Here is a 2,133-nt window from a genome sequence, read left to right as displayed (position 1 = left end):
CCCGTGTACTGGACGTACTCGGGCGCGCTGACAACGCGGCGAGGTGCGGTGCCGGGCAACGCGGGCCCGGCAAGATCCGAAAGAGACGACCTAGCTCCACGGGTGCGGTCCGCCTCAGGCGGGATGCCGACGACAGGGCCGAGAGGACCTCCCGCCGGTCGGGCCGGGCGCTCGGCACTTCGCGGCAGGCTCCGGCGGACTCAGCCGGAGCCACCCGGCCGTACCAGCCCCGCCTCGTACGCGAAGATCACGGCCTGCGCCCGGTCCCGTAGGTCGAGCTTGGCCAGTACCCGCCCGATGTGCGTCTTCACCGTCTGCTCCGCCAGCACCAGATGCCCCGCGATCTCCTGGTTCGACAGCCCGCGCGCGATGAGCTCCAGCACCTCGGTCTCACGCGGGGTGAGCCCCTTCAGCCGCAGCGCCGGGTCCTTGCGCGGCGCCGGGCGCTGCTGGACGAAGTCCGCGATCAGCCGCCGGGTCACCGACGGCGCCAGCAGTGCCTCGCCCGAGGCGACGACCCGGACCGCCGCGATCAGATCCGTCGGCGGGGCGTCCTTCAGCAGGAACCCGGAGGCCCCCGCGCGCAGCGCCTCGTACACGTAGTCGTCGATGTCGAAGGTGGTCAGCATCAGCACCTTCGGCCGGTGCACCACCCCCGGCGGGGGATCGAGGATCTCCCGGGCGGCCGTGAGCCCGTCCATCTCCGGCATCCGCACGTCCATCAGCACCACGTCGGGGTGCGTGGAGCGGGACACCCGCACCCCCTCGCGTCCGTCGGGGGCCTCGCCCACCACATCGATGTCGGCCTGCGCCGACAGCAGCGCGGCGAACCCGGCCCGCACCATGGCCTGGTCGTCGACGATGATCACGCGGATGGTCAACTCAAGTCCTCGGTCGGAAGGTTCAAGGGCAGCCGGGCGGCGACCCGGAAGCCGCCGTCGGGCAGCGGACCCGTGTCGAGCGTCCCGCCGGTCAACCGTACGCGCTCACGCATCCCGACCAGACCGTGTCCCGTGCCCGAACTCTCCAGCTCCACCACGGCGTTCCGGGCCGGACCGTTGACCACCAGCACGAGGACCTCCTCCTCGTCCACCGTCACCGAGACCCGGGTGGGGGCACCGGGCGCGTGCCGCACCACATTGGCCAGGGCCTCCTGGACGATCCGGTAGGCCGACAGGTCCACCGCCGGCGGCGCCGCTCCGGCCGCACCGGCAGCCAGTGACAGCTCCACCGGCTGCCCGGCCCGTACGGTCGCCTCGACCAGCTGCTGGAGCCGGTCGATCCCCGGCTGCGGGGCCCGCTCGCCCTCGGCGCCGTCCGCCCCGCCCGCGCCGTCGCCGCGCAGCACCGTCAGCAGCCGCCGCATCTCGCCCAGCGATTCCCGCGCGCTCGCCGCGATCGCCGCGAACTCCTCCCGTACGGGCTCCGGCATTCCCGGCACCCGGTACGGCGCCGAGTCGGCCTGCACGGTGATCACCGACATGTGGTGGGCCACGACGTCGTGCAACTCGCGCGCGATCCGCGCCCGTTCCTCCAGCAGGGTCCGCCGGGCCCGCTCCGCCTCGCTGATGCTCTCCTGCTCGGCGACCCGCTGCTGCGCGTCGCCCAGCCCCCGCAGCGCGCCCGTCAGGACCAGCATGACCCCGCTGAGCACGAAGAGCAGGGCGTTGGTGTTCATCACGCCCGCAGGCTGGGAGAAACCGAGTACCGTCCCGACGACGCCGGTCACCAGCCACACCCCGACCAGGGTCCGGACGGGCTCGCGCAGTCCCAGGCAGGCCATCAGCACCAGATAGCCCACGATCGTCATCGGCGGCCACGGCCAGGAATGCCCGGCCACCTTGTCGGCACCGATCAGCAGGACGGCGGCGGCGGTGTCGGCGGTCAGGACGACGACCCAGGCGTGCAGCGGCCGGGTCAACGCGAGGAGCAGTGGCACGGTCTGCGCCACTCCCAGCGCGCCCGCCCAGCCGCCGCCCGCCCCGTAGCCGTTGGACAGCACCGTGATCGTCACCGGCAGCAGGGTGACGACGAAGATGCCGACGACGACGAACGGCATCGCCCGCTGCCACCGCTCGGGCGCCTGCGTGAACAAGGGCTGCGCCGCCCCGGCGGGCGTGCGCAGCACCAGGG

2 protein-coding genes are annotated in these 2,133 nt (G+C 73.3%); both read right to left on the bottom strand.

Going from position 1 to position 2,133, the window contains the following annotated elements; translation table 11 throughout:
* Positions 1 to 200: 200 nt before the first annotated feature.
* Positions 201 to 881 (bottom strand): response regulator, encoded by a 681-nt coding sequence (locus ACWGIU_RS36400; RefSeq protein ID WP_453712354.1) that lies wholly within the window; start codon positions 879 to 881, stop codon positions 201 to 203.
* Positions 878 to 2,128 carry a sensor histidine kinase gene (locus tag ACWGIU_RS36395; protein ID WP_453712355.1) on the bottom strand — a complete coding sequence of 417 codons (1,251 nt, stop codon included), beginning with the start codon at positions 2,126 to 2,128 and terminating at the stop codon, positions 878 to 880. Before ACWGIU_RS36395 ends, ACWGIU_RS36400 begins: the two co-directional genes overlap by 4 nt.
* Between the last annotated feature and the right edge of the window lie 5 nt (positions 2,129 to 2,133).

The organism is Streptomyces sp. NPDC054840, from assembly GCF_053611065.1.
This window is presented reverse-complemented; position numbering and strand designations above follow the sequence as displayed.